We start from the raw sequence: 24,459 nt of genomic DNA on the forward strand, positions 1-24,459 counted from the left end.
GCCAATCCCGCTCGCGAGTACGCGCCTTTCATCGAAAAACAAAGACTGTTTCCGCAACAGGCAGGAGGGCTCTCATCCAATGTCGCTTTCACGACGTGAATTCATCCGACTCATGGCGCTGGCCAGCGCGGCCGGTCTGCTCCCCGCATCGAGCTTCGCGGAAAAGAAATCGCCGTCCGACCCTTACGAGATCCCCAGGTTCGGCAATCTGAGGCTGCTGCACATCACCGACACCCACGCCCAGCTCAACCCGGTTTATTTTCGTGAGCCAAACGTGAATCTCGGCATTGGACCGGCGCTCGGCCAGCCACCTCATCTGGTTGGCGAGGCGCTGCTGAAACACTTTGGGATCGCCCCAGGCAGCCGCGAGGCCCACGCCTTCAGCTATCTCGATTTCGCGGCCGGCGCGGAGCGCTTCGGCACCGTCGGCGGCTTCGCTTACATCAAGACGCTGGTCGACCGGCTGCGGGCCGAGGCCGGCGACGGCAACAGCCTCTTGCTCGATGGCGGCGACACCTGGCAGGGATCCGGTACCGCCTTCTGGACGCGCGGCATGGACATGGTCGGCGCCTGCAACCTGCTCGGCGTCGACGTCATGACCGGACACTGGGAGTTCACCTATCGCGACGAGGAGGTCATCCGCAACATCGCCGAGTTCAAGGGCGATTTCGTCGCCCAGAACGTCAAGGTGCGCGAGGAGGCCCTGTTCGACTATCGTTTCAGCGACTTCGCCGGCTTCGACGAGGACGCCGGCCTGGCTTTCAAACCCTACGTCATGAAAGATGTTGGCGGGGTCAAGGTGGCCATCATCGGCCAAGCCTTCCCCTACACCCCGATCGCCAACCCCCAGCGCTTCATCCCGGACTGGACCTTCGGCATCGAGGACGGCCGGATGCAGGAGATCGTCGACCAGGTGCGCGAGGACGAGAAGCCGGCCCTGGTCGTGGTGCTCTCACACAACGGCATGGACGTGGATCTCAAGATGGCCTCGCGGGTGACTGGCATCGATGTCATTTTTGGCGGTCACACCCATGACGGCATGCCGGCGCCCACCCTGGTCGAGAATTCCGGTGGCAAGACCCTGGTCACCAACGCCGGCTCCAATGGCAAGTTCGTCGGCGTCATGGATCTGGAGGTCAAGGACGGCAAGCTGAGTGATTTCCGCTACCGCCTGCTGCCGGTCTTCTCCAACCTCATCCAGCCCAATGCGGCGATGGCGGACTATATCGCCGGTGTCCGCGCGCCCTACAAGGCCCAACTGGAGGAGAAGCTGGCGACCGCCGAGGAACTGCTCTATCGCCGCGGCAATTTCAACGGCACCTTCGATCAGGTCATCTGCGACGCCCTGCTCAAGGTGAAGGAGGCCCAGATCAGCCTCTCGCCCGGCTTCCGCTGGGGAACCACGGTGCCGCCCGGACAGGCGATCACCATGGATCACGTCATGGACCAGACCTGCATCACCTATCCCGAAACCTATCGGCGCGAGATGAGCGGGGCCGACATCAAGATGATCCTGGAGGACGTCTGCGACAACCTCTTCAATCCCGACCCCTATGTGCAGCAGGGCGGCGACATGGTGCGGGTGGGCGGTCTGAATTATGTCTGCGATCCGGCCGCCGGCATGGGCGAGCGCATCCAGGACATGACGCTCGACGACGGCACCCGGATCGAGGCCGGGAAGAACTACATGGTGGCCGGCTGGGCCACGGTCGGCAGTCAATCGCCCGGCGAGCCCATCTGGGAAACGGTCGCGACCTATCTGCGTGATATCAAAACGGTCAAGATCGAGCGACTCAATACGCCCAAGCTCAAGAACGTCAAGGGGAATCCGGGGATCTCCGATTATCCGTTCCAGATCTGAGAGTTTGTGAAACGATTCAACCCAGCCTGAACTCGACCCGTAGTATGGGCAGAGCGAGAGCGATGCCCATCTTTCAAACCGCTGTGCCTTCAGGACCGTGCCGGATGACACCGGCACGGTTCGATGTATCTTTAAGCCTCGGAGCGTACAGGATGGGCATCGCTGCGCTCTGCCCATCCTACGAGTTTTTCACAAGCTCCGAGGTACGTCGGCGCGACAACAAAAAACGGGGCCAATGGCCCCGTTTTTCGTACTGGCGATTCCTGCCGTCGGCCTCGGGACATCCTGCCCCGAGACCAACCGATTCCATCCTTAGTGGCCGGAGGCGCCTTCCGCGCCGATGCCGGTCTCGCAGCGAATCCGCTGTGCCTCGAAGGCCGCGCGATCCACCTTGGCGCGTTCCGAGTTGTCCAGCAGGGACACGATCCAGATGAAGAAGAAGGCCAGCGGCATCGAAACGATCGCCGGGTTGTTGAGCGAAATCAGCCCAACGGCGACCTCCTTGCCATCCACCAGCGCGGTATGACCCAGCGCGTCGCCCCACACCGCCTTGGACAGGATGGTGAGCGTGACCGCGCTGATGAGTCCGACCAGACCGCCGACCAGGGCGCCATTCGTGGTCATCTTGCCCCAGAAGATCGAGGCGACCAGGACCGGGAAGTTGGCGCTGGCCGCGATCGCGAACGCCAGGCCCACCATGAAGGCCACGTTCTGACTCTCGAAGGCGATACCGAGCACGATGGCGAGCAGACCCAACCCGAAGGTGGCGATCTTGGAGATACGGATCTCGGTGGTCTCGTTGCTGCGACCGCGCGCGATGACGCTGGCGTAGAGGTCATGCGAGATGGCCGAGGCGCCAGCCAGGGTCAGACCCGCGACCACCGCGAGGATGGTGGCGAAGGCGACCGCGGAGATGAAGCCGAGGAAGAGATTGCCGCCGACCGCTTCGGCCAGCCGGATGGCGACCATGTTGGTACCGCCATTGATCCCCGAGACGAGTTGGGCCTTGATGACCGAACCATCGGCGGCGAGCGCCTCAGGCTTGTAGAACTCGGGATGCTGGGCCAGCATCACGATGGCCGCGAAGCCGATGATGAAGGTCAGGATGTAGAAATAGCCGATGAAGCCGGTGGCGTAGAAGACCGACTTGCGCGCCTCCTTGGCGTCCGGCACGGTGAAGAAACGCATCAGGATATGCGGCAGGCCGGCGGTGCCGAACATGAGCGCCAGGCCCAGCGAAATGGCATTGATCGGATCCGTGACCAGCGAGCCAGGCGCCATGATGGACAGCGCCTTCGGATGGGTTTCAACGGCCTGACGGAACATCTCCTCGGGCGAGAAACCGAAGGTCGACAGCGCCGCGATGGCCATGAAGGTCGCGCCGGAGAGCAGCAGCACCGCCTTGATGATCTGCACCCAGGTGGTGGCGGTCATGCCGCCGAAGATGACATAGACCATCATGAGGGCGCCGACCGCGACCACCGCCATCCAGTAATCCAGTCCGAACAGGAGTTGGATCAGCTTGCCGGCGCCGACCATCTGGGCGATCAGATAGAAGGAGACCACCACCAGGGAGGACACGGCCGCCATGGTGCGGATCTTGGTCTGACCGAAGCGGTAGGAGCTGACGTCGGCGAAGGTGAACTTGCCCAGGTTGCGGATCTGCTCGGCGATCAGGAACATGATGATCGGCCAGCCGACCAGGAAGCCGATGGAGTAGATCAGGCCATCGTAGCCGGACGCGAACACCAGGCCGGAGATACCCAGGAAGGAGGCGGCCGACATGTAGTCGCCCGCGATCGCTAGGCCGTTCTGAAAGCCCGTGATGCCGCCGCCGGCGGTGTAGAAATCGGCGGCGGAACGGGTGCGCTTGGCCGCCCAATAGGTGATGCCGAGCGTACCGGCGACGAACGCCAGGAACATATAAATCGCGGTGTAGTTGGTGGCCTGCCGCTCGACTTCACCGGTCACGGCCGGTCCAGCGATAAGGGCGAAGGGAACCAGAAGAGCGAGCAGGACGCCCCAGATCGAGAAGCGCCTCATTGCAGATCCTCCCGAATCATCTTGGTCAGGGCGTCGAACTTGCTGTTGGCCTTGGCGACATAGAGTCCGGTCAGGATGAAGGCGCTGACGATGATGACAACGCCGACCGGCATTCCGATCGTGGTTACGGCGCCGTCCGAGATGGGCGTGCCGAGCAGCTTGGGCGCGAAGGCGATGACCAGGATGAAGCCGTAGTAGATGGCGAGCATCAGCACCGTCAGATTCCAGGCGAAGCACTTACGCGAGCACACGAGCTCCTGGTAACGCGGGTGCGCCTTGATGGCGTCGACCGTGTTTTGTTGCATGGGAGTTCCTTTGGAGAGCGTTGGAGGAAGCGAAAATCGAGAGACGCAAAACAACCTCACGGGCAGGCCGTGAATGTAATGGAGTCTCGTCGAACGGTGGAGGCGCGCGCTAGTTTACCGCCGTGCCTGGGCACGAGCAGAATGGCCCTCGTTGATTCTTGGAATATGCGCGCGAGATCCTTGGAGAGCGCTGGATTCTGTGATTGATGAACGAGAGGTGTCAACTAAAAAATGATTGGATATATCAATTTCGTTTATTTGCGGACAGATAGGGTTGGGCCGAGGGCGCTCCCGAGAGAGGCGGGCGAAGCCCATGCCGAAGGTCTTGGGGAGGGCGTCCGAGTCGCCTCCAGGTCAAGCCAGCGATAGCGGCAAGCCCCAGGCTTTTTCCCGCTCACGCGATGATTCGCCAACGCTTCCCCGTCGCGATCCAGAACCTCGGCGAGCCCCGAGCCCTGACTTCATGACTCCGCCCCCAAGGACGCCTCCGACGTGCCCGCCATCGTTTCCATCACCTCGCCCATCTTCATCCTGATCGCGCTCGGATTCGCCGCGACGCGCGCGGACTGGATCGCGCGCGAGGGCACGCTCGCCATGGGCCGCTATGTGCTGTCCTTCGCCCTGCCGGCGCTGCTCTTCAATGCGCTGGCCCAACGCCCGCTGGATCAGATCATCGTCCCGCCTTTTCTGCTCGCCTATGTGGCGGGCTCCTTGATCGCCTTCGCGATCGGGCTGAGCGTCGCCGCCGTCGCGCGGCGCTCGCATCCGCTGGACAATGCCTTTTTCGGCATGGGCGTCTCCATGTCCAACAGCGGCTATATCGGCTATGCCCTGGTCTCCCAGATCCTGGGAGCCGAGGCGCTGATCGCGGTCGCCATGGCGATCCTGACCGAAGTTCTGATCATCATGCCGCTGACCCTGATTCTGGCGGAACTGCATGAGAGCCGGGGTCGTCATGGGCTGGCCCGCACCCTGGGCCGGGTCGCGCGGCTGGTGGCCAGGAATCCGATCCTCCAGGCCATCACCGCCGGGCTTCTGTTCGCCTGGCTCGGCTGGCGACTGCCCGACATGCTCGGGCGCACGGTGGACATGCTGGCCGGCTCCGCGGCGGCGGTGGCCCTGTTCGCGATCGGCGGAGCCCTGGCCGGTCAGCGGCTCCACCATGGGCTCAAGGCGGCCCTGGCCATCGCCGGCGGCAAGCTCCTGATCCATCCCGCGGCGGTACTCCTGATGCTGTCCCTGGTTCCGGCCTTCGACCCCAAGCTGACCCAGGCCGCACTAATCCTCTCCGGGCTGCCCATGGTCACGATCTTCCCACTGCTCGCCCAACGCTACGGACAGGGTGAACTCTGTGCCTCCGCCCTGCTGATCACGACCCTGCTCTCCTTCGTCACCCTCAACCTGGGTCTCTGGGCCTTCGGGATCGGGCCGCCGAATTAGTACCGGGGCAGGAACCATCGTCCGTCGGTTCCTGCCCCGTTTTCTGAGCTGCCTACTCGGCAGTGAACGTGACCGGGCGGTGGGGCCACACGTCCTGGCTTTTCTGAGCTGCCTACTCGGCAGTGAACGTGACCGGGCGGTGGGGCCACACGTCCTGGCTTTTCTGAGCTGCCTACTCGGCAGTGAACCCTGGCGCGATACCTGGCGGCTGGACCTCGGCTTTCTGAGCTGCCTACTCGGCAGTGAACCAGCGGGCGATGTCCGCGCAGTTGGCGCGGGCTTTCTGAGCTGCCTACTCGGCAGTGAACCCGAGAGGCATCCGGGCCGCGCTTCTCATGGTTTTCTGAGCTGCCTACTCGGCAGTGAACGCCATCGGGTCTCCCACCGAGATCGTTTTGCATTTCTGAGCTGCCTACTCGGCAGTGAACACGACGGCGGCAAGCCGTAATCCTCTGGGGTATTTCTGAGCTGCCTACTCGGCAGTGAACCGGAAACCTTGCGAGCAATGAACATCGCTGTCATTTCTGAGCTGCCTACTCGGCAGTGAACTCTTGCTACACACCAGCACCGACGGGGACAGCTTTCTGAGCTGCCTACTCGGCAGTGAACCCTTATCGATGCCCAAGGGCGCGCGGTTGCATTTTCTGAGCTGCCTACTCGGCAGTGAACAAGGGCGGTCCCGGCTCCTTGTCGATGCCCAATTTCTGAGCTGCCTACTCGGCAGTGAACTTCGGGATTGATGCCCTCGGTGGATTGGCTTTTTTCTGAGCTGCCTACTCGGCAGTGAACTTGATGCCCTCGGTAGATTGGCTTTGAGTGTGTTTCTGAGCTGCCTACTCGGCAGTGAACCATTCGTCGGCTGCCATTGATTGGCTAGGGGATTTCTGAGCTGCCTACTCGGCAGTGAACGAGTGAACGAGTGAACGCAGTGAGCGGGGTGCTCGGGCGCTTTCTGAGCTGCCTACTCGGCAGTGAACGGAGTCCACAAAGAAAATTTGTGCCAGTCAAATTTCTGAGCTGCCTACTCGGCAGTGAACCGCTCCGGTGTCACGTAGCGCTGAAGACCCTGTTTCTGAGCTGCCTACTCGGCAGTGAACGGGACGTGCGGCCCGATCTGTCGCTTCTGACCTTTCTAAGCTGCCTACTCGGCAGTGAACGTCTGGCTGGCCCTTGTACAACTGGGCCATCATTTCTGAGCTGCCTACTCGGCAGTGAACGGGCGTCGCCTATGGCCCCGTCACCTTGTTCTTTTCTGAGCTGCCTACTCGGCAGTGAACGACCGGCAGCGCGGCAACGGCGGTCACCGCTCTTTCTGAGCTGCCTACTCGGCAGTGAACCGACCGGGCGATTCATCCCAGAAGGACGACAATTTCTGAGCTGCCTACTCGGCAGTGAACCATGCCGTGGTCTCCGGATCCCCGGCCCTGTCTTTCTGAGCTGCCTACTCGGCAGTGAACGCCGGCGCGGTACAGGGTCAGGCGCGGCGGTTTTTCTGAGCTGCCTACTCGGCAGTGAACATGCCGGCGTGATCGCCGCGCGCGCGGTGCTCTTTCTGAGCTGCCTACTCGGCAGTGAACGGCGATCACGGGGCTGTCGGCCAGCGCTCGCATTTCTGAGCTGCCTACTCGGCAGTGAACCCGGCGGCATGGGGCCACAACTGTCGCCACTTTTTCTGAGCTGCCTACTCGGCAGTGAACTCCCGGGCGTCGTGTTTGTTGCGCGTCCGGTTTTTCTGAGCTGCCTACTCGGCAGTGAACCTCCGCATGACGCCCGAGCGCCGGGTTGTCATTTTCTGAGCTGCCTACTCGGCAGTGAACGAGGGGAGGGCGCAGTACGTGGCGCTGGCGGATTTCTGAGCTGCCTACTCGGCAGTGAACTCATGTAGGCTAGCCTAACACTCGCTCGATTATTTCTGAGCTGCCTACTCGGCAGTGAACGACGATGCGGTCGCGGGCGATCGGGTGGGTCATTTCTGAGCTGCCTACTCGGCAGTGAACTCCAAGCATGGACGCCCACCCGTCGGCGGAGTTTTCTGAGCTGCCTACTCGGCAGTGAACAGGAGTGGGCTCGCGCGAGGTCGAGCTGGACTTTTCTGAGCTGCCTACTCGGCAGTGAACCACGAGCCCCGAGCGACTCATCCAGGACGCCATTTCTGAGCTGCCTACTCGGCAGTGAACTCCCCTGCCTGCTCCAAGCACCATGACATCAATTTCTGAGCTGCCTACTCGGCAGTGAACCCCCTAGGAGCCGTCCGAGTCTTTCGGCACATGTTTTCTGAGCTGCCTACTCGGCAGTGAACGCCAGCGGCGCGAGCATGAGCACGGGCTTGTTTTTCTGAGCTGCCTACTCGGCAGTGAACATCCAGAAAGAGCGGCGCACGCGGGCAATAGTTTTCTGAGCTGCCTACTCGGCAGTGAACGACTCGTATCACGCTGGATTAAGAGCGCGCGATTTCTGAGCTGCCTACTCGGCAGTGAACATTTCAGGGCGTTGAGATCCCCTTATTTCAACTTTCTGAGCTGCCTACTCGGCAGTGAACCGCTCGTCCTTTGTCGCTCCGCACGCTACAAATTTCTGAGCTGCCTACTCGGCAGTGAACACGGCTTCGGCGTTACCTGACGCCACAATCAATTTCTGAGCTGCCTACTCGGCAGTGAACGTCAATCGATGGCCCAAAGCGACTTTCATCAATTTCTGAGCTGCCTACTCGGCAGTGAACACGTCGAACGTCGTGGTTTGCTCCGCCGTCATTTTCTGAGCTGCCTACTCGGCAGTGAACGGACCCTCCTAACCGACGAGCCACCCAAGCCTTTTCTGAGCTGCCTACTCGGCAGTGAACGACGAGGTCGAGCACTGCCTGCACGACATCAATTTCTGAGCTGCCTACTCGGCAGTGAACCCAGGCCGGAGCCGTTGTCTACGGCACGGTATTTTCTGAGCTGCCTACTCGGCAGTGAACGTGGGTCTGACCCTGCCGAAACCGGATAAACATTTCTGAGCTGCCTACTCGGCAGTGAACGACGAGGTCGAGCACTGCCTGCACGACATCAATTTCTGAGCTGCCTACTCGGCAGTGAACCCAGGCCGGAGCCGTTGTCTACGGCACGGTATTTTCTGAGCTGCCTACTCGGCAGTGAACGTACTCTGGCCAATCACATTTATTGTGTTCCTTTTCTGAGCTGCCTACTCGGCAGTGAACCCGACAATCACCCAGACCACCCGCATGACTTCTTTCTGAGCTGCCTACTCGGCAGTGAACTATGTAAAGCATCCTATATCCATCCTGTGTTAGTTTCTGAGCTGCCTACTCGGCAGTGAACCGACCGGCACCGACGGCACGACCGGCACCGACTTTCTGAGCTGCCTACTCGGCAGTGAACCAGGGCATCCATCACGCCCGCGAATATCGTTTTTTCTGAGCTGCCTACTCGGCAGTGAACCCGGCGTTCACGCTGGTCAGGTTGTTGCGGTGTTTCTGAGCTGCCTACTCGGCAGTGAACGTGAAGCCGTCCGCGGGCGATTGGCCGGCGAATTTCTGAGCTGCCTACTCGGCAGTGAACGAGCCGCAAGGAAGCCCACCAGCCGGCGGAGTTTTCTGAGCTGCCTACTCGGCAGTGAACCAGACGGGCGACGCCTCGAACCTGTCCATCAATTTCTGAGCTGCCTACTCGGCAGTGAACCTGCTCCCCGAAGCCCCGTCCGATGTCGGGGATTTCTGAGCTGCCTACTCGGCAGTGAACGACAAGACCTACAATTACGCTTTCGGGTCGGCTTTCTGAGCTGCCTACTCGGCAGTGAACGGGTGAGGCCGATTGTCCAATAGGTACCGAGTTTTCTGAGCTGCCTACTCGGCAGTGAACGATCCGCCATGGGATGAAGCGCCAACCTACAATTTCTGAGCTGCCTACTCGGCAGTGAACTCGACCACGGCTCGCGCCCCGACCCCAAATGGTTTCTGAGCTGCCTACTCGGCAGTGAACTCGTCGGTCCCAAGCGATGCGCCGGAGCTGGTTTTCTGAGCTGCCTACTCGGCAGTGAACGCTCCAGCCGACCCGCGCGCTCGGCGTTGTAATTTCTGAGCTGCCTACTCGGCAGTGAACATGGCCATAGCCCCCTCCCCTAGCCGATCAATTTTCTGAGCTGCCTACTCGGCAGTGAACAAGGTACGCGTTTCGATCTCCGGACCTTCGAATTTCTGAGCTGCCTACTCGGCAGTGAACCGGAATATTGGTGCGTACCGGTCGCCCTTGACTTTCTGAGCTGCCTACTCGGCAGTGAACCTGCACTATCACATCGTTCTGTGGCTGCCCAATTTCTGAGCTGCCTACTCGGCAGTGAACTTGAAATTCTTTGTCATCGAATCCCCCGACTTTTTCTGAGCTGCCTACTCGGCAGTGAACTGCAATGACCCCGCGAGACTTCATCGCCAACATTTTCTGAGCTGCCTACTCGGCAGTGAACCTCTGGCCCTGGTGGGCGCGGCGCTGGTGCATTTTCTGAGCTGCCTACTCGGCAGTGAACGCGGAGTCCCACAGTCTCCATCTGTGTTCGTTTTTCTGAGCTGCCTACTCGGCAGTGAACCCTCTCCGGCCATGCCTGTCCATCCCTATCCTTTTCTGAGCTGCCTACTCGGCAGTGAACTTCGGAATCCGCCGTAATTTCCAGACCCTTTCTTTTCTGAGCTGCCTACTCGGCAGTGAACCGGATGTACCTTCCAACGTTCAGAGCCTTGTCTTTCTGAGCTGCCTACTCGGCAGTGAACAAGGAGCGCATTGCCACGGCGAGAGCGTTTCGTTTCTGAGCTGCCTACTCGGCAGTGAACGGCAGACGCCGAATTAGGAAGCGCACGGTGTATTTCTGAGCTGCCTACTCGGCAGTGAACCCATCGAAGCATTCTGGATCGCCCTCGTTATCTTTCTGAGCTGCCTACTCGGCAGTGAACGATGTCTTCGTTGGTCATGTATCACCTGTGTTTTTCTGAGCTGCCTACTCGGCAGTGAACGCGCACCTGGCCGTCGATGCTGGTTTGCTGAATTTCTGAGCTGCCTACTCGGCAGTGAACCCCGTGATTTGTGCCCACTCTTCGACGGAAAGTTTCTGAGCTGCCTACTCGGCAGTGAACGCGATGCACCTGTGGAGCAATCCCGGCGATGTTTTCTGAGCTGCCTACTCGGCAGTGAACTAGGAAACAGAGACCCCAAGCCTCTGTTTTTATAAATTTATCCGCTTTTCATGGTTACCTCACCCTTTTTTCCGCAAAACCCTAACACACTGATTTTAAAAGCCGATTGATGACCTCGAAAAAAAGGGTCAGAACCAGGGCAGGGTCGCCGTGCGGCTGAATCCATAGTGGTTAAATACGCCATCCTCACTCTGAAGGGCCGATGGTTGCTGATCGATGAAGAGCCGGAAGGTTTGTCCCGTGCTCCGACTCTTGATAGCGAGATAGGGCAAGTCCAGCCGTTTCGCTTTGTTGTCCGGAATGGATCGTCGCGCTTCTTCCTCGCTGATGCCCTTACGTATGGCTAGACGGCGACGCAGCCGCTCGGGACTGCTTTTGGCCTGCATCCGACGAACCGTGCAGTAACCGATCCGGTCCGGTATCGGCGCCGGTCCGTACAAGTCGATGTGATCGCGCATGCCGGTCAGCCACGATAACTCCATCAGGTTCCGCAGATCGCCGACGAATCCATGAATTCGCATGAGATCCCCGAGATCGCGGCATTTGGGATCCTTCCGTCTCCCAGGAAAGCTGACTCCGATCTGCGTACTCGCTAGGTCGACGAGGGCACGATGGAGTTTGGCGAAGAGCGCGTCCATGAGCACCGTCGGCGTGAATTCCGGATCTGGCAGGAGACGGATATCGAGATAGTGGTCCATGGATCAATCCTTCTCGGAATCCCCGAAGACACCACCTCGGATCAGGTTGGCCATGACGAAATGCTGCTGTTCGATGGCTGGCGCCTCGTCTTTCAATACCCAGCGATCGAGCAGGGTGTAGAAATCGGCCTTCTGCTTGGGTTGGCGATACGCCTTGCCTTGCGAGGTCACGGATCCGTAGGGCTCGACCGCGATGGGACCGAGACCATCGCCCGCGTCGGGATACCAGATGTCGATGGTGCGCAAGGCGTTGCCGATCTTCTGGCTGTGCATGGCGGCCACCCCGCCCACCGTATAGAGGGTCTTGCTTTTCTGCCCCTTTTTGTCGCCTTTGTCGAGGATCAGTTCTTGCGAGGGATAGACTTCCTGACCGTCGCCAACACGGGCGAAGGCGATCACTTCCAGCAGCGTATAGGCGTGACCAGAAAGACCCATTTCGATGATGCTCGCCAATTGAGCGAGGTCATTTTTCGGTGCGTCAGGCGCTTCAGTATTGCGCAGGCTGAACGTCAGAGCATCGAAACGCCAAGTCTGTTGTGGTTTTCCGTCTTTTAAGTGGCGGACTTCGACCTTGATCTCTTCAGCTCCAACACGGTTACGCCAGAGAAAACGGCCATTGGCGAGGTTGTAGGCATAGCGTCGTGCCAGCTCGCCAAAACCGTTTTTGCTGACATATCCCTGCACCGTCGTCTGCAATTTTGCCAAATAGGCGGCGTTGTTGCATGCGGAGGGCACTCCGGCACCGCCCAACACCCGCAGGGTGAAACGGATGCGCAGGGTGTCGGCGTTGTTGGATAAGGTCGCAACATCGACGGTCTGCAAGTTTGGCTGATCGATAGGCGCATCGAGTTTGGCTGGATCTTTACTCTTTGATTTAGGGCGACTTGAGCTAGTACCGCGCACAGACTTCGTGCGAATACCAATAGTGGGCCACTGATCTCCATTGCCGAGATCCTCCCAGTGCCCGCCGCTGAAGAGCGCATCAGATGGATCCAGCTTACGCTCGAAGGCGAGGACGGAAGCGGTGGTGAGTTCGTTGTTCTTGGCCATGCTCATGCTCCTTGAAGGGCGTCAACGTCGATTTTGGCAAGGGTGTCGGAATAGCGGTTGATGCAGCGGTAAAGTCCGGCCTCGGAATCCGCGCTGCTGTGCCAGAGCAATTGTTCCAGGCTGGTAAGGCGATGGGGACCGATCCATTGGCCGAGCGAGTAGAGGCTTTCCACGAAGCGGAACGGGGTCGTCTCATCACGGGCGCCAGCGACCGTCCCCGGCGCGTACAGCGGGGAGATGCCGGCATAGCCGATCGGCAGGGGGACCAGCCAGCCTGGACGCCGCTCGATCTGCCACTGGACTTTCCTGTGGCTCTCCTGGTCCGGCTTGGTCGAATCGGTCGCTTGGGGAGCGGTTTTCACATCTCCATCGCTCACGGATGCCTCGCCAGCTTCGGTTTCCACGGGAACGTGATTCAGGCGCGTCAGGTCGAGCAAGGCATCGAGCACGCTGGCCGAGGGATCAGTTTCTTCCCGCAGTTTGGTGAGCCGGTCGCGCAGAAGATCGGGGCGATGCACCAGGGCGAATCCAGGCAGGAGCTGACGGCGGATGCGGGTAAATGACTTGCGTTGGCTCTCTGCCGTATCGGGCCAGGACAGCCAGACAGGTTGAGTCCGTCGATTCCGCGCGCCGGGAAGCAGACTGCCACCCGCCAACCGCATACCAAGCGCGGCGCGATAGGCATCCTCAGCGAAATCCTGCCCTTCCTGGTCCTCGATGAAAATGTTGCGCAGCGCGATGACCAGACTTACCTCCAGGTGCGCGCGGCCTTCCTCGACAATGGCCGCAGGCGTTCCGTCGGCGATGAACTTGACCACGTCACGCTTGAGATAGATCGGATTCCGGCTTTGGGTGAAGATTTTGTGATGACGCCGGTTGGGACTGAAGATCAACGGCTCGAAGTCGTGGCAGATGATGCCCACACCATCGAAGCTCTGACCGTGTTGGGCCGACAGCCGGCGCTCCAGGGCATGAGCAAATCCAAGAAAGGCGGTTGGCGACGGAAAACCCCAGGTCAGCGGACCGGAAATGGCGTTGGCATTCTGAACCCGCAGCCGGGGCAGCAAGAGCAGGCCGGCAGGTTGGCGAATCGGCTCATTCATCGTCCAGATCCTCCCGCAACATTTTCAGCTCCTGCTCTAACATTCCTTTCCATTCGGCGGCTTCATCAGCGCCGAAAAAGGTCTTGTCGGTCTGCAAGCTGGCATTCAGCCAGTTGGCGAAACGCTGGCAAACCTCTTGTTTCCAATCGTCCTGTCGGTAATGCACGGCGAACGTCTCGTCCATCAGGCTGCGTTCGGGATCGAGCCAGCATTGTTCGGCCAGATTCAGTTGGCACGCCTCCGTTGCCGTCCAGCCGGGTTCGGCCTCCCGCAGTTCGGCCGCCATCTGGAGCACCTGATCGCAGAGATCGGCGACCAGTTGATGGCGTGTATTGCGGATGCGAACGTTATTGGCATCGGCGGCACGCTTCAGAAAATCCCGCAACGCCTCGACCAACTGACTGACCCGGTGCCGATAGCCGAAATAACCCTTGACCACGAACACACTATCCGTTTTCAAGGGCAAGCGAATGGCTGCGGATTTCCAGGTGGGCGGGACAGAAGCCAACAGATAATTCTGTCCTCGCCGCTCGCTATTGAGCTGACTGATGTTTTGAGGCTTGGAACCGCCGAAGCTCTGGATGGCGAGATTGGGATAGGTGCGGTAGGTGGACGAATGCCACTCACGTGCATTCCACGCTTTTTGGGCAGCCTTGGCGTCGTCGGAGAAGCGGTCATCGCTGATACGCTGGTAGACAGCATGGGCCAGGGAGGAAGAAAACAAAGGGGCGAGCAGGTGATAAGCGCCATCATCCATGGGCCAGTAGAGCTGTTTCGCGAGCTTGTGGGAGGACAATCCTCCTTTCGGCTCGGGTAAGGCGGCAAACGCCGCCATCCACTCGGCGGCCTCGTCCTCATCGTCCGAAAACGCCTTTGCCAGCGCCAGATCCCTGGCCATGGCGCGTTCGAGCAGCGAGCGGCCATCAATGGTCAAGCACAGGAATTTGTAGACATCGAGCGCGGCGGCGTTGCCAACCACGTCAGGGGTCCATTCATCCCGCAGGCTGTGCGTTCCCAGTTCAAGCGCATCCGCATCCGGGTTGCCCGAGCTGGAGAGGTTGGAGCCATCCGCTGACGGATGGGTGAATTTGAGTGCGTGTGAAACCTGCTGGATCCATCCGACTCGGCGGGCGGCGCTGGCGATCCAAGCCGCGGGCTGGTGCTCGTCAATGAGCTTCCGGCGGGTTTCGTCGTCGTCATCCTTGAGCTTGTCCAGTTTGGGCTGGAGGCGTTCCGCCAGAAATCGAAGGATTTCCGTTCGGATTAAAACTGCTTGCTGTGTGGCAATGTCAGGTGAGGCCACTGTCATCTCCTTGCTAAGTCAAGCGTTGGGGGAGATACAATAGGCCCCGGAGTTCAATCTCCGGGGCCGCCAAGACTCTTCTGATAGGGCGCTTGCCAAACACCGCTTGACCTCCAGTGTCGCAACAGGCTCCGCGACTGAGTTCTCGCTGCCAACGAGAGTTGTCATTTCGCAAGGCGTCGGTGCCGTCATCACCGATGCCTTGCGCTCCTAATCCGATGCAGAAGATAGACAGTTTCAGATCTAAAGTAAACCCTAGCATGTGTTATCTGTTATTTATTTCGATCGATCCAAAATATTCGGTGAGGCAAAGTGATGCGATACTTAAGCGACTGCCGAAAGAGGCAGCTCAGAAATAGCAAGCGTTGTCTGTGAACATTCACTGCCGTATAGGCAGCCAAACGCTGAAGCCCCCTGGGCTTCAGCGTTCTCATCCAAACCAACGACTGAACCCCAAAGCAGGGTGATAGCGCCAGAGTTGCCCATCGTCCGGTTTTCCAGGTAGATCGATGGTGCCGAATTTCCGGGCGCAGTCCACCGGATCCAGGTCGAAATCCTCGGCCAGATCGATCAACGCGGGGAGATAGTCGGGCACAGCCCAAGGCACAATTCCTTGTCCCGTGAGCACATCTTCGTCGGCTAGGTGCATCAGTCGATTGGCTTGGTCGGAAGCGGTGCCGTATGGCCCATCCGGTAGCCAATGGAAACCGACGGTAAGCGAATCCTCGTCCGGCAGGAGGACGAACGTCTGGCGACCTTCTTTGTCGTGCCGAAACGGGGTGCATCGCTGCGGGATGCCGGTCAGGTGCGCGGGGGTTTCCCACCAGCGTTTTGCCGGCCATTTGACCTGTTGCTGACCCTGTTGCGCGCCCAGAAGCAGGTCGGTCAGCGCAGCATGCTCCAAATCCACCAAGTTGCCGGCTGGATCGAGATCAGGGCGCGGACGAATACGGGCGCGGGCATCGATTACCTGCCACTGCTCGGGCGTGAGGAGGTCCGTCAGTCGGTGTGACCTGAGCCGAAAATCCCCGCTCTCGAAACCGGGCTTGGTGAAGGCCGGCTGCTCAATGCCGGTCTTGAGGTGCTTGAGGTTGGTGTCCAGCAGCAGGATGTTCGGCTGATCGGCCGCGCAGGCTTCCTTGCGGTGACGCTTGACCCGACCGGCAAGCTGGATGATGGAGCGCATGGACGAGGGTTCGACGACGGCCCAGTCGTAATCATGGTCGCGACCGACCTCGGCAACCGCTGTAGCCAGGACGATGAAGACATGATCCGCCGCGTCGCCCGCATCCAAATGACGACGAATGCTTTCTTGATGGAAGACGGCCTGTTTCTTGTGGCGCTTCAGGGCGGCATCCAGCTCCCGTTCGAGGGCGGAGCGCACCAGCAAGGGATGGCGGGCGTGGTAGACACACAGATGGATCCGATGACCCGCTGGAGCGTTCCGCGCGAACAAGGCCCGCGCCACGTCGAACAGAGGATCAATATTGGCCATGCGGATAAGGCCGAAGCTGACCCGCTTGCCGGTCGTGGGATCATGGTCATGATGCCGTCGGTGCAAGATCAACGCCTGCTCAAGCAACAGGTCCGCAAGCGCGGTGCAGAGTTCCGCTTGCTGGCGGGCCTTGTCGTTGTGCACTGGTCTGGCGATGGCAACCGGAATGATCGCTGCGCGACGCCGGGGCGCCTCTTCCCTGGCGAGTCGAGCGATGCGGCGATCCACGAAGGTGGCGTGCGTGGCGAGGAATGCCTCGCCGCCTGCTTCGTTGCCATGTTCCGCTGGTGTTGCGTCGAATTCATCGAACCAAGCGCAGCATACGGCGAGACGCTCCCCCAGATCTCCCCGATGGCGTTGGAATTCACGGCGTCCTGCACAATAGGCCAGGAAGAGCCCTTGAACCAGGGCGGGTGGAAGCGTGGCCGAGGAGAGCAGCACCCGGCTTCCAAGCAATCCCGCCCAATGTACCAAACGGGTCAGGGCCGGCAGATCGGCCAAGTCGAAGTCGTCTGGCTCGTCCAGCACCAGATCCGAGGTCATCAGACGCAGCATGGGCAGGATCTGGTGGCCGCCCCGAGTGCTTTCGGTGGCTGGCATCAGGTGATCCACGGTGCACACGAGGACCGGGGAGTCGAGCAGGGCACCGGCCTCGCGGCCTCGCCCGCCTGCCTTGCCGGATTGGTGATCGGGATAGAGCCAACGCTTGAGGGGGCCATCTTCGAGGCCGCCCTCGTAGCGCACATGGCTGTGGTCGGGGAGCAGATCGGCAACGGATTCGCTTCCCGCGACCGACGCTGGAGAAACCGGCTCATGGTGATGTTCATGCAGCGCAGGGATAGCCGCCCCGCCCACGAGAACCGCCATATCTTCCGGCCCCAAACTCAGCCGTTCCCGGTAGGCATCGCCCGTTTGCAAGGTCAGGGTGCGCAAGCCGAGGGCGATGGTGAAGCGGGCACCGCGCTGTGGATTGGACAGACCGTAGAGAATCCGTCCGTTGGCGATGGTCTTGCCGCAGCCGGTCGAGGCCAGATTGATTCCGAAGAACCCTTGCTGTGCGCTGCGATCACGGAGACTCTCCGCCAGATCGAACGCGGTGTTCTGCCAGCGATAGGCGCCGCTGCTGCGCGCGCGGAACCCTTTGTGGCGAGCGATACGCGGGAGGCTTTGATCCAATCGCGGCAGCGTGCGCAGCAAGCGACTGGCGTTCACGCCAACACCGATCAGATGCTCATCAAGTCGCTGATTGAGGCTCGCCTCGCCCTTGTCATCTCGACGCGAATTGGCGTAGAGCACCTTGCCGCCACGCGGCTTGTCGCCGTAACGGGTGTGGCTGGGCTGGGCTGAGTAGTAATGATCCGCCAGCATCAGGACGAGGCGAGCGAGATGGAGGACATAGGGGCTGTGAAGAACGTCGGGAGCCTCGTCTCCGCTGAGGGTCGGTCGTTTGAGGATCGCCGACGCGACCTTTCCCGCATGCTCACGCCAATGCTGGCTGTTGAGCGGGAGGGTTTTGGGGATTTTCCAGCAGGCGAGTTTGGCCTTTTGCTCTGCCTCGGCTCGGCTGCCGCACCAGCCATGAGTGATCGGCTCCGGGATCTTGGCAAGGATCTCTTCGCGTAGATCGCAAGCATCCCATAAGCTCGGAAGACGATGATGGCTGACGATCAGCCAGCCGATGGCTCGCGAGAGAGGACATTTCAGCGTGCGAAACGGGCTATAGGCTTTGTCCAGCCCATCCCTCCGCAGTGCGGCAATCACCTTGTCGGCGGCTGCGCCATCAAGCATGACGAGACGCTCCAGCCAATCCCGGTCACTCGCGCAGCCGTCACCGACAAAGGCTTCGAACAGTCGCAGGGAGACCCATTCATGCCGGAAAGGGTCAGCGATTGCCTGCTGCTTGGCGAGCTTGTTCTGAAAGAAGTCATTGGCCTTGCCCAAGTCGTGGAACAGCGCGGCCAGAGTAGCGATGAGCCGGATATCCTCTGCAGGGTGCCAGTCGTTCTCATCCTCGCTGCGCAACACATTCCGCTCGGTACTATTGGTCGGCGTGGCTCCCTGAGCATTGAAGCGCCGCGCATCGCCGACGATCCACATCAGCTCGCTGTGATCCTTGCCACGAATCCAGTGGCAGGCGACCGCCGTGTTCTTACGGGCGGTCTTGCGCAACAGACGATGCAGGGTCTCCAAACCCTGCTGGGTGATGGGCGTCTGCCAAGTCCGGTCGCCGCGCCGTTCGGCGAACTGATCGAGGATCCGGCGGGTTTCGGTCAGCGCGTTCTTGGTGCATTGCGAGATCAGCAGCACGTTCATGCCGTCGCGCCCCCGAGATCCTGGGCAATGGCCTTGAGCGAGTCGATCATGAAATCCAGGGCCTCGGCGCGCGTCAGCGACTCGATGCAGGATTGACGAAAGGTCTGCTCATCGTCTCCCTGCATCGCCGAGAGGAAGGCTTGCGGCAGGATGACTGCGTCCTTGACCAGGTCGGCCGTATCGAACACCAGACCGCCGCGTCGGGTCTTACCGTGAAGGACCGCTAATCCGTGCGGCAGACCGAGCACCCAGGTAGCCGTCGCCGCCAGGCCATAGGCCAGGTAATTCCCGTGATCGAGGAAGCGGTTGGCGGGATCGCTCCCGGTTCCCCGCTTGGCGCGCACGAAGTCGCCGTAACCGACCGCCTGAACGGCCAATTTGAAGAGCTGTTTGGTCAGTCGCGCCTCCTCGGTCAGGAGGGCGGTGACATCGACCGCCGCATTCACGCCTTCAAGAGCACGTTGCAGCATGGTTTCCAGGCGATTGTGATCGATGGCAAAGCCGCGCTCGCTCAGGACGCGCCCTCTCAGCCAATGGTCGCGGATGAAACCGAGTCGCAGGCGCTGGATCGTCTTCGCCGCTGCGAGACGGCGTGCGTCGTCGAACCAGAATCGCACCCAAGCCTGAAGGTATTCGGTGGGGCGATACTCGCTTTGAGGCGAGAACCAGAGGATATCGGTGTCGCGCTCGGTAGCGCTGAACAAGGGCGTCCCCCCGCCGCCGCTGAAGCCCACCAGAACGCCAGCCTTGCCCAGTTCACGCATGGCCGCCTGGGTGATCGAGGTGCCGGTTCCGAGCAGCAGGCAGGTGGTATTGGCTATGGGGATGTTCCAGTAAAGCGAACGCTTCCCCTCATCGGTGACATACTCGACGCGTCCGCCATTGACCAGGACTCGGCAGTGCTCCAGGTAGTAGAGATTGGCGCGTTTGGAGTGAAGGATGGTTTTGAGATCCGAGGGAGCCAGGTCTTCCATGTCGGGTGATGGTCTTCGCGGTTAGTTCAGACGCTCACTATTACACACTCCGAGGCGCCCAATCGCCGTAGAGTCGGCACCTGACAGGAGAGGTGGCGGCGGTGGGGAAACGCCACGACCGCGGCCGATGGGCCGCTATCAATAGGTGTCCTGCTCGGCCGGAGCCCGGTCGGGCCATCATGCACAGGAGAGAAAACGCCAATGCGCGCCTTGATCCTTTTCCCGATGCTCGCCGGACTCGGTCTGGTGTTCGGTACGCCGCTGACGAGTGCCGCGACGCTCGTCTCGAACCTGCCCTCGCCACAGTCGGCCGGGACGACCATCACCTTCACGATCGACGGGGAGGGCGAATCAAGCGCGCTCTACCGACTGAGTGTCGGTCCGGCGTGGGATCCCGGGCGGATCGGCGTCGTCTACGATTATTCCCAGGATAACGTCCTCGAATGGACCATCATCGATCCCGGAACCTACCGCGTGATCGGCACCGTGCTTGACACGGAGACGGGCCGGGAGAGCGTCGCGAGCCAAGTCTTCACGATCATGCCCGCCGTCCCGCCATCGGTGACCTCGCCGGTCGTGCAACCGACAGGCAACCCGCTGGTCGCGCTCTACGTGGTGCCGCCATGCCCCGAGCCAGTGCTGATGCGGGTGCGCTTTTTCGCGCCGTCCGTCGGCATCGAACAGACGACGAGCCCCAAGCGCTGCGAGCCCGGCACGCCCTTACACTTCTACGTCGCCGGCATGCGCGAGAACACGACCTACCGGATGCGGCACGAGACACTGGGACCGAATGGCCTAATGCTCGACCCTGGGCCATTCATCAGGTTCACGACGGGGCAGGCGCCGATCGGGATCTCACCAAACCGGCTGACGCTCCCCCAAGCCCCCTGGGCCAGCGTGGCCGAACCGGTGATCTGGAACTCGCCGCTCATCGGGAACCAAGACCTCGGACTCAGCCCCTACATCCACGCGACGGACCTCGATGGCCACCTGATCTGGTATCTGGACGAGGTGACATGGGCCGTGCGCCCCAGCCACGACGGCACCTTCTGGTCCCTGAGGCCCGACCCCTTCACGGGCATCCAGGACAATCTCCTGGTCAAGGTCGATCTGCTCGGCCAGGTCGTGAAACAGACGAGCGTCCAATCCTTGAACCACCAGGTCGCCCAACTCGGTCACGGCGACAGGATCAACGATATCCACCACGACGTCCGCGACCTACCCAACGGCGACATCGCCTTCATCTCGACGGTCGAGCGGCTGGTCACCGACGTTCAGGGCGCCGGCGAGGTCTCGGTCATCGGCGACATGATCCTCGTCACGAACCAGGATTTTGAGATCAAGTGGATCTGGAACGGCTGGGACCATCTGGATCCGACCCGTCTCGCGACGCTCGGCGAGGTCTGCATGGCCGGCGTGGCCGGCTGCCAGCCCTTCTTCCTGGCGGACGAAACCAACGACTGGATGCACGCGAACGCGCTCGCCTACACACCGGACGGCCACCTGATCCTGTCGGTCCGGCACCAGGACTGGATCATCAAGATCAACTACGCGAACGGTGCCGGCGACGGCCGCATCCTCTGGCGGCTCGGCCGGGAGGGCGACTTCAGGCTCGTGGGTGGCCACGAGGATGACTGGTTTTCGCACACCCACGATCCCAGTTTCATCAGCGACAACCGGATCCTCGTCTACGACAACAGCAACCAGCGCTGCGCCTCCGCGACGCCGCCAGCCGACTGCCAGAGCCGGGGGCAGGTGTGGGAAATCGATGAAGGCGCGATGACGGCCGAGCTCGTCTTCAACAAGGATCTCGGTGAATACGCCTTCGCGGTCGGCTCGGCCCAGCCGCTCGGCAACGGCAACTACTGGTTCAACTCCGGCATGCTCGGAACCTTCGCGGAACCACGGACGACGATGCAGGAGGTGGATCCGAGCAGAGCCACGCTCTATCAGAACGATCTCGATATTTTTCAGTATCGCTCCTATAGGCTGAGCGACCTCTACACGCCGCCCCCATCCTGGGGCACACCCACCCGGATGGACCATGGAAGATCCGATGGGTGCCCAAGGAGCCCCGACCATTCCTGCCGACCGATCGCGGTCGATCCCGAAACCCCTCGCGGACCGGATCGAAGGTTCCCGCGGTAAGAATGACGCCTTATTCGGCGCCAATCATGCGAGCACGGCCACGCCGCGATCCTGGTCGCGGGCGAAGTTGATCAGCATCTCAAGGGCGACACTCGGGCGGGCACCGACATGGGCCGCATCGAAGCCATGTTCGAAGAACGGGGCGTAGTCGCGGTAGGCCGCGGCGTCCCGAGCGTCCAGGCGTTTGAAGCCCATGCTCCAGCGGTCGAAATTGCGCTCGCTGATCGGTGCTCGCTCAATCACGAAAACAGCGGTGTGACGCGGATCGTCCCTGATGCGCGAGAAGACCTCATCCACGGCGACGGCGTCGCCTTCGAGCACCTGCATGAAGCTACCGTTCGAATAGAGCAGCATGCCGGTCACGCTCTGAGGTTTGTTATGGCGAACGGAGGATGCGAGGATCTTGTCAAGTTCCGCCTCGCTTAAGTCCTCGCGCGCGCTGCTGACGTAAATGAGATGAATGAGAGTCATGGCATCAATGAGAGTTAAAGGTGTGGGTATTGTCGAAAGATCACGATTTTAACACCATCGCCAAGAATTCACGCCAGAGCGGGTGCGACCATGACGGATGCCTGGCCGGGAAACCCCAGCCACGGCGTCCGATATCGAGGGTCGGGAAATCGCGTCGATACCGCCTCCAACCGCCCCGTCCGGCGTCCACCGATCGTAGATCAAACAAGGTCCAGGCGCCGCTCAAGCCAGACCCACCAGTCATTCAACCGACCCAGAACCCAGTGGGCGCCGTCCTGAACACGCTCCCCGAGATCGTCCAGGACCAGGAGCGGATCGACGTCGATCCGCTCCAGCACGCCATCGGCCGGCGGAGCCACCCAGAGCAGGGCCAGCAGGACCAGGGCCATGGCGAGACTGCTCCAGGGCGAAGCCAGACAGAAGGGCTTGAGCGCGGTGCCGAAGGAACGTTTCACCCTGGCGTTGAAGAGATCGACGCTCGAGAACTCATCCAGACAGAGATGCGTCAGGTAGCCGATGCCGACCACCAGCCCGGCGATCCAGGCCAATTCCGGCGGCCGTTCCCAGACCCAGTAGGCGAGATTCGTCGCCGCCAGGGCCGTGGCGGCGATGGCAAGCCAGGAATGCCAGATGCCCCGATGAACCGTGAAGCGGGAAAAAACCTTGAGGAACCCATAACGCACGCAGAGAAAGACCCCGACCCAGATCGCCGCCAACTCCAGGGGCAGGAACCGGTTCGTCAAGGGTAGCGTCATGGCGAAGGCCAGACTGGCGCCCAGCACGCTGAAGAGGGCGTTGACCGGCTTGGAGGTATCCGAATCGATATCCGGAAGCAGGCTGCCAATCACACCGAGCGAGAACAGCGACAGGGCTTCGGTCTCCTGGATCCAGCCAGCCATGTTCAGGGAGAGCGTGGTCGCGGCGCTGACCAGGATGCCGACATTGAGGTGCGTCTGGAAATTGGCCATGCTGAACGGCTGGATCGATCGTAAAACGCGAACAAGGCGAGAGTGTAACCCAATCCATGAGGGTCGGAGCCGACCGCCGTGCGTCCCGGCCAGGCCGAGACGCTTGCCCACGGAAGCGCGAATACGCGGATAATGAACGCCAATCGACACCCGGAGACTCGACGCCATGCCCCGCTCGTCCTTGACTCTCGCGCTCGTGCAGCAGTCCGACCAGGGTGGCACGGCGGCCAATCTGGATGATTGCGAGGCCGCCATCCGCGCGGCCTCGATCCGGGGCTGCGGACTGGTGCTCTTGCAGGAACTGCACAACGGCCCCTACTTCTGCCAGACCGAGGATCCCGACCTGTTCGACCTGGCCGAGTCCATCCCCGGCCCGACGACCGAGCGTCTCAGCGCCCTCGCGCGCGAGCTGGAGCTGGTCATCGTGGGTTCGCTGTTCGAGCGGCGCGCCCCCGGTCTCTACCACAACACGGCCGTGGTAGTGGACGCGGACGGCTCGCTCGCCGGCATCTATCGCAAGATGCACATCCCGGACGACCCTGGCTACTATGAAAAATACTATTTCACCCCTGGCGATCTGGGATTCAATCCGGTCGACACCGCCGTGGGGCGTCTCGGGGTTCTGGTGTGCTGGGACCAATGGTTTCCGGAGGCCGCGCGGGCGATGGCGCTCGCGGGTGCTCAGATCCTGCTCTACCCCACGGCGATCGGCTGGGATCCGAACGACGCGCCCGAGGAGCAGCAACGCCAGCTCCAGGCCTGGATGACCATCCAGCGCGGGCACGCGATCGCCAACGGACTGAACCTGGCGGCCTGCAATCGGGTGGGTTACGAACCGGATCCGAGCGAGGTCACGCCCGGCGCCCGCTTCTGGGGCCATTCGTTCGTCTGCGGCCCCCAGGGCGAGATCATCGCCCAGGCCGACGACCAGGCGCCCAAGCTCCTGGTCGCCGAGGTCGATCTGGCGCGCACCGAGCAGGTCCGGCGCGTCTGGCCCTTCCTGCGCGACCGACGCATCGACGCCTATGCCGATCTGGCTCGACGCTACCGCGATTAGTTGTCAGTTGTCAGTTGTCAGTTGTCAGTTGTCAGTTGTCAGTTGTCA

The 24,459-nt window shown here is 61.1% G+C and carries 14 protein-coding genes and 1 CRISPR repeat array; of the genes, 4 read left to right on the top strand and 10 right to left on the bottom strand.

What is annotated here, in order from left to right; genetic code table 11:
* The first annotated feature begins 79 nt into the window (after positions 1-79).
* Positions 80-1,861 carry a thiosulfohydrolase SoxB gene (gene soxB, locus CKO27_RS17310; protein WP_200376167.1) on the top strand — a complete coding sequence of 594 codons (1,782 nt, stop codon included), beginning with the start codon at positions 80-82 and terminating at the stop codon, positions 1,859-1,861.
* A 312-nt stretch (positions 1,862-2,173) separates the two neighbouring features.
* On the opposite strand, the gene CKO27_RS17315 is transcribed toward soxB, so the two are convergent.
* A complete protein-coding gene (locus CKO27_RS17315) occupies positions 2,174-3,904 on the bottom strand; it encodes a cation acetate symporter (protein WP_200376168.1) in 1,731 nt (576 codons plus the stop codon).
* A complete protein-coding gene (locus tag CKO27_RS17320; protein WP_200376169.1) occupies positions 3,901-4,209 on the bottom strand; it encodes a DUF485 domain-containing protein in 309 nt (102 codons plus the stop codon). The genes CKO27_RS17315 and CKO27_RS17320 overlap by 4 nt, the downstream gene beginning before the upstream one ends.
* Before the next feature lie 492 nt (positions 4,210-4,701).
* Between CKO27_RS17320 and CKO27_RS17325 the strand changes: the two genes are divergently transcribed.
* Positions 4,702-5,649 (top strand): AEC family transporter, encoded by a 948-nt coding sequence (locus tag CKO27_RS17325; protein WP_200376170.1) that lies wholly within the window; start codon positions 4,702-4,704, stop codon positions 5,647-5,649.
* 40 nt (positions 5,650-5,689) lie between these two features.
* Positions 5,690-10,831: direct repeats of the CRISPR family, unit length 28 nt; unit sequence TTTCTGAGCTGCCTACTCGGCAGTGAAC.
* Positions 10,832-10,959: 128 nt separating this feature from the next.
* Here the strand turns inward: CKO27_RS17325 and cas6f are convergent.
* From cas6f to cas1f, 6 genes are all read right to left on the bottom strand, one after another.
* The gene (cas6f, locus tag CKO27_RS17330; RefSeq protein WP_200376171.1) at positions 10,960-11,529 is read right to left on the bottom strand and encodes a type I-F CRISPR-associated endoribonuclease Cas6/Csy4; all 570 of its coding nucleotides are present in this window, start codon (positions 11,527-11,529) and stop codon (positions 10,960-10,962) included.
* Positions 11,530-11,532: 3 nt separating this feature from the next.
* Positions 11,533-12,579, bottom strand: a complete 1,047-nt coding sequence (gene csy3 / locus CKO27_RS17335; protein ID WP_200376172.1) for a type I-F CRISPR-associated protein Csy3 — start codon at positions 12,577-12,579, stop codon at positions 11,533-11,535.
* 2 nt (positions 12,580-12,581) lie between these two features.
* Positions 12,582-13,682: a type I-F CRISPR-associated protein Csy2 gene (csy2, locus tag CKO27_RS17340; RefSeq protein WP_200376173.1), complete on the bottom strand. Its 1,101-nt coding sequence runs from the start codon at positions 13,680-13,682 to the stop codon at positions 12,582-12,584.
* Entirely contained in the window at positions 13,675-14,985 is a 1,311-nt protein-coding gene (gene csy1, locus CKO27_RS17345; protein WP_200376174.1) for a type I-F CRISPR-associated protein Csy1, read from the bottom strand. Before csy1 ends, csy2 begins: the two co-directional genes overlap by 8 nt.
* A gap of 430 nt (positions 14,986-15,415) precedes the next feature.
* Positions 15,416-18,793, bottom strand: a complete 3,378-nt coding sequence (gene cas3f, locus CKO27_RS17350) for a type I-F CRISPR-associated helicase Cas3f (RefSeq protein ID WP_200376175.1) — start codon at positions 18,791-18,793, stop codon at positions 15,416-15,418.
* Complete coding sequence (cas1f, locus tag CKO27_RS17355; RefSeq protein ID WP_200376176.1) at positions 18,790-19,767, bottom strand: type I-F CRISPR-associated endonuclease Cas1f; 978 nt, start codon at positions 19,765-19,767, stop codon at positions 18,790-18,792. The genes cas3f and cas1f overlap by 4 nt, the downstream gene beginning before the upstream one ends.
* Positions 19,768-19,968: 201 nt before the next feature.
* Here cas1f and CKO27_RS17360 point away from each other — a divergent pair, with 201 nt between their 5' ends.
* A complete protein-coding gene (locus CKO27_RS17360) occupies positions 19,969-21,915 on the top strand; it encodes an aryl-sulfate sulfotransferase (RefSeq protein ID WP_200376177.1) in 1,947 nt (648 codons plus the stop codon).
* A gap of 24 nt (positions 21,916-21,939) precedes the next feature.
* Here CKO27_RS17360 and CKO27_RS17365 read toward each other — a convergent pair whose 3' ends face one another.
* Positions 21,940-22,386, bottom strand: a complete 447-nt coding sequence (locus CKO27_RS17365) for a BLUF domain-containing protein (protein ID WP_200376178.1) — start codon at positions 22,384-22,386, stop codon at positions 21,940-21,942.
* A gap of 200 nt (positions 22,387-22,586) precedes the next feature.
* Positions 22,587-23,354, bottom strand: a complete 768-nt coding sequence (locus CKO27_RS17370) for a metal-dependent hydrolase (RefSeq protein WP_200376179.1) — start codon at positions 23,352-23,354, stop codon at positions 22,587-22,589.
* Between the two features lie 166 nt (positions 23,355-23,520).
* Here CKO27_RS17370 and CKO27_RS17375 point away from each other — a divergent pair, with 166 nt between their 5' ends.
* Positions 23,521-24,411: a carbon-nitrogen hydrolase gene (locus tag CKO27_RS17375; protein ID WP_200376180.1), complete on the top strand. Its 891-nt coding sequence runs from the start codon at positions 23,521-23,523 to the stop codon at positions 24,409-24,411.
* Positions 24,412-24,459 lie beyond the last annotated feature (48 nt).

Origin of the sequence: Thiocystis violacea, assembly GCF_016583575.1 — a bacterium.
GTDB lineage: Bacteria > Pseudomonadota > Gammaproteobacteria > Chromatiales > Chromatiaceae > Thiocystis > Thiocystis violacea.